General features: G+C 47.9%; 3 protein-coding genes. 1 reads left to right on the top strand and 2 read right to left on the bottom strand.

The features are described from left to right. The first annotated feature begins 208 nt into the window (after window positions 1-208). Complete coding sequence (locus tag DWX75_RS12330) at window positions 209-334, top strand: zinc ribbon domain-containing protein (protein WP_369974353.1); 126 nt, start codon at window positions 209-211, stop codon at window positions 332-334. A 368-nt stretch (window positions 335-702) separates the two neighbouring features. Here the strand turns inward: DWX75_RS12330 and DWX75_RS11815 are convergent, their stop codons facing one another. Further along, window positions 703-1,437: a hypothetical protein gene (locus tag DWX75_RS11815; protein ID WP_118016509.1), complete on the bottom strand. Its 735-nt coding sequence runs from the start codon at window positions 1,435-1,437 to the stop codon at window positions 703-705. A gap of 21 nt (window positions 1,438-1,458) precedes the next feature. Then, a complete protein-coding gene (locus DWX75_RS11810) occupies window positions 1,459-4,527 on the bottom strand; it encodes a type I restriction endonuclease subunit R (protein WP_118016508.1) in 3,069 nt (1,022 codons plus the stop codon). Between the last annotated feature and the right edge of the window lie 140 nt (window positions 4,528-4,667).

Below are 4,667 nucleotides of genomic sequence, written 5' to 3'. Positions count from 1 at the left end.
TATGCGATTTTATTGTGCTTCAAAAAGCTGTAAACTGCTGTGATATAATTGACTTGGGACATTTTGAGCATATCCTTTCCTCCTTTATCTCGGTGGTACAAGATAAAGGATAGTAGGTAATGAGGAGCGGTTCAAGGTGCCCCGCTTTTTATGGGGAAATTCCCTCGATGAGATGGGGAATTCTGGACGATGACGGTGGGTACTTTTACTGTATCACATACAGAAAGACCGCGAGTGGACCTGCCCGAATTGCGGAATGCATCACCTTCGCGACGTAAATGCAGCCAAGAATATCCTCGCACGAGCTAAGCAAAAGCTCGCATTGACGCAATGATGCAGCAGCATCCGTCCGTTTGGCAGCTTGCGGACGTTAATGGCTTTGGTAATTGCCTGATCTCTGCTGTACTCCGCCGGACTGCGAGTACGGTATGCCTGACCTATCTAAGCAAATTGATGTGTCGCAAGATTCCCTCAAGCTTGCAATCTCAGTTGCGTGCAGTTGACTTCACGCACCCATCAACTATCGCCACATATAAACGTAATAGCCTGTAAGTGAAGGTTGATGTCATCTGTGATAACCAAACAACATACATAAATATATCATGCAAAAAGCCCTGGACCGAATAAGTTCAGGGCTTTTTGTAAGGGAAATAATATTCTATAAATTGGCCGAACGCATATTGATAAAATATACCTGCAGATTTATTCTCTATGTGTGGGTGTTTCACCAAACATGCACTCAATGACTTCTCTCTCCAACATCCCTGAAGATTCACAGGAATGATCTACGGAGCCAAACAAAGACATTATACCGATTTCCTGATGAATTGTTTCTTTCAAAAGAGTGTATCCATCTCGTTCACCTACTGCAAAAGTACCATCTATTGTTTCTTCCGTAATACCTAATCCTTTACCTCCGGACAACAAGGCATGATGTTCGATATCATGTGCTTGTTTCTTATCAACATGACTATATGTTGTAATAACCATTAAATCCTTATCTATATTTTTTACTGTCAAAAAGGTAGATACAGCCGGATTAAAAGTCAATGCTTGAAATAAGTTCTTAAAAGCATCTTCTTTCGTCCCCTTTATGATAAATAACCCCACATCTCCACTTTTATCAATTCGCTCATTCTTAAGTTGGATTGATTTATCTTTAAAGGTCACCGTATACACATCCTTACTTTGAAAGATAAAACTTCGTATATCCTCCTTATCGATAACTTTTCCATCTTTGTCTTTAACACTCTCGATAATCTCACCTGGGCGAATACCCGCATTATATGCTGGAGAATTGACATTGACAGCCAAGACCTCAAGATTTTGATTCACTACCATACCAGAATTTCTGGGCGAATAACGGTATGCAAAGCATATAGTAGGTAATGCGATTAATATTGCCATAAAACAAATAATTATACGGATCGTTTTCATAATTTTACTTCCTTTCTCTTCTCACCGCTCAATGAGCTTCTGCAGTTTCTCAACGTACAGCTTGCGAATCCCTTCAAGGAGCAGGCGCCAGTACTTGAGGCCGATGGTTGGATGGGTCTTGCGGTACTCTTTGGCGTTGCTGACTTTCTTCAAGGCGTCCTGGTTGACCTGTTTGTCCTGCAGGTCTTTGCTGACATCATACGTCTCGACAAAGAACGCTAGAGCCTCTGGATCGACGCACCATTCCTTAGCAAAATCATCAATCATGCCTTTGACCTTGGCGTGGACACGATGGTTGAGGACGTCGACGAAATTCTTATTGACAAAGTTCGCTGGATTATCCTGGTACTCCTGCCAGATTGTCTCCAAAATCTCGGCGCGTGCCGGGTTTGTCTTGCGGAAGCGGGCAATCTCTTCGTTGATCTCCTTGATGATCTTCTGGTTCTTGGCGGTCTCATCCATGACGAGAGCTGACTCATCCGCACGCGTGGCCTCCATGAGTCTCAAGATGTAGTCTTCATCAATCTGGTCGACATGGTAACAGCGAAGCTCGTAGTTGATTGCGGTATTGACCTCTGGGTCATCGTTGTCGTTATCTTCTTTGAGCTCTTCCTTGACATTGTTAAACTTCCCGCTGTACGCCTCGATAGTCTTCTCGTCAATCTTGTAGTCCTTTGCCAGGTCCTTGTCCTGGAACTGCGAGTAGACCTGCAGATCGGAGTAGGCATCGTCGAGCTCCCGATAGGCCTTCAAAAACTGAAGTTTCTGCTTCTTACTGAGGGCATCAACTGCCTCTGGTATCGCGGCAATCGCGCGAAGCTTCTGCAGGGCTTCACGGAACTTCTTCTCGGCCTCTTCCCACGAAGGTGCCTGGACATAGCTGCCACCACCGCTGGAATAGAGCTTCATCGCGTGATCGACGGCGCGCTTGAAGTGAGCGGGTACCTGGAAGATGACAATCTGGCCAAAGCGCTTCTGGCTGTCATAGAGGCGATTCGTGCGCGAGAAGGCCTGAATGATGCTATAGGAGCGCATGGGCTTGCGATCGATAAAGAGCGTCGACAACGATGGCGCATCGAATCCTGTCAATAGGCGATCAACGACGATGACAAGGTCCAGCTGCGCTTCACGCACCTGATACAGTTTCTTCTTCCGTGCCAGGCGGTCGTTGACATTGCGGTTATAGGCTTTCAACTGCTCCATCGTATACTGCGTATCAAACATTTCATTGTAATCGCGCATGGATTCCTTCATCTGGTCCTGATTAAAAGAATCATGGTCACCATTTTCGTTAATGGAATACGTAATGGCAACCTTTGGGAAATCAGACAACTTGCGCTTGACATCATCGCTGATCGTGACGCGAGGCTCCTGCCCATTCTTCACACGCTGGAACAACTGATAATAGCGCTGTGCCTGCTTGATGGAACTCGTCGTAAGGATGGCCGTATACGTGTCACCCTTACCGCGGTTCAGGCCAAACTTGCCACTCGCCTTATTGACAATAAACTCCACGACGCGCAACATGTGCTCTTCCGACTCGTAGGCAACATCGATGAGTTGCCCTTTCATCAACGCCGTTTCCAGGCCAAAGCCATCTTCGTCCTGCGCCCATTTCTCAATCTTGTTCTGATAGGCCAGCACCCTCATATCGAAGGTGTTGTGATACTCCACCTGGAAGCCTAAGACTGAACCATCATGCAGGGCCTCCTTGATGGTGTACTTGTTCAAGCATTTGCCGTACTGCTCCTCTGTCGTCGCAGGCAGATTACCAGGACTGTCCTTGGCGTCTTCGCTAAAAATTGGTGTTCCCGTGAAGCCATACCAAAGCGGATTCGTGAAATAGTGGTTGAGCTGGTCCTGGGCCATCGGCGATACGGCGCGGTGGCATTCATCGACAACAAAAACCAGATGCAGCTTATGCAGCTTCTCGTACTTCTTCGAGCCCTCCGGATAGCGCTTCATGATGATCTGCAGCTTCTGAATCGTCGTGACGATGACATCGCCCTTGTCGGACTGCAGCTTCTTCACGAGGTCTCCCGTATTATCCGTCTCATTGACATCGATCGTGTCATACTCGGCATAGGCCTGAAAAGAACCGGTCGTCTGGTTGTCGAGATCCCTGCGGTCGACGACAAAGATGACCTTCTCCACGCTCGGAATCTGCGTGAGGTAGTGCGCCACCTTGTACGAGGTCAGGGTCTTGCCAGAGCCCGTCGTATGCCAGATGAAGCCCGACTGCGTGCCGCCATCCGAGTAGGGATTCATGGCATTGCGGATGGACTCAATCGCATGAATCTGATACGGGCGCAGCAGGATGATAGCCTTGCGCTCACTATCGAGCACCGTATACTGCGATACCATCTTGTGTGCTGCGGGGATTGACAGGACCGACTTCGCAAAAGACAAATAATCCGTGATTGGCTGATTGGCATCATCGAGCCAGGCCGATAAGAACTTCTCATTGAGGCCGCTTTCTGCCGCGGCTGCGATATAGCGCGTATCCGAGCCATTCGACACAACAAACATCTGCAACGTCGAGAAGATATCGCGGAACACGCCTTCCTTGAGGTACTTCTTGATCTGGTTGAAGGCCTCTTTGTACGGATGATGACGGTTCTTGAGCTCGATGTGGATCATCGGCAGGCCGTTGATGAGCAGCGTCACATCGCCGCGGCGGTCACGGTTCATCTGCTCCTTGCGCGGGAACTCAATCTGATGCACAACCTCGTAGACTGACGAGCCGCCAGCAATGTCCACGCGCTTAAAGACAACCGGATACACCGTTCCAAGCGCCGCATCCTCACGTTGCACACGCAGACGAGCAATGCCATTCTCGCCCATCAACCATTTAGCCGCATCGTAGAACGTCGGAAAGCGCAGCTGGTCCTGAATCTGGAGGAATTCGAGATCCGTCAAAGGATGCTCGTCAAAGAGCTCCTTATTGTTGAGGACAAGAATACGACGAAAATTCTCCCATAGATCCTGTATCATGCGAATATCATCGCGGAGTGTCCATTGCGACTGCTTCTCCGTGAGCTGCTGGATCAGATGTTCCTCGATGTTTAGCTCCGGTTCATATGAAGTCATGTCTATGCCCCCCTTAAATAAACATGTTCTGTAACATGAACTTTTTCATCATCCGAAATTGATCAAGCTCACGCTGACGCAGTGTAATAAGAGTATCTAACTCAAACTTCGCAGTTACTAAAACACTGATTTATTTTTAG

Source organism: Mitsuokella sp. AF21-1AC, assembly GCF_003458855.1.
GTDB lineage: Bacteria > Bacillota > Negativicutes > Selenomonadales > Selenomonadaceae > Mitsuokella.
This window is presented reverse-complemented; position numbering and strand designations above follow the sequence as displayed.

Coding starts and splice junctions, on each gene's coding strand:
- DWX75_RS11815 (WP_118016509.1), bottom strand. CDS start 1,437: ATGAAAACGATCCGTATAATTATTTGTTTTATGGCAATATTAATCGCA.
- DWX75_RS11810 (WP_118016508.1), bottom strand. CDS start 4,527: ATGACTTCATATGAACCGGAGCTAAACATCGAGGAACATCTGATCCAG.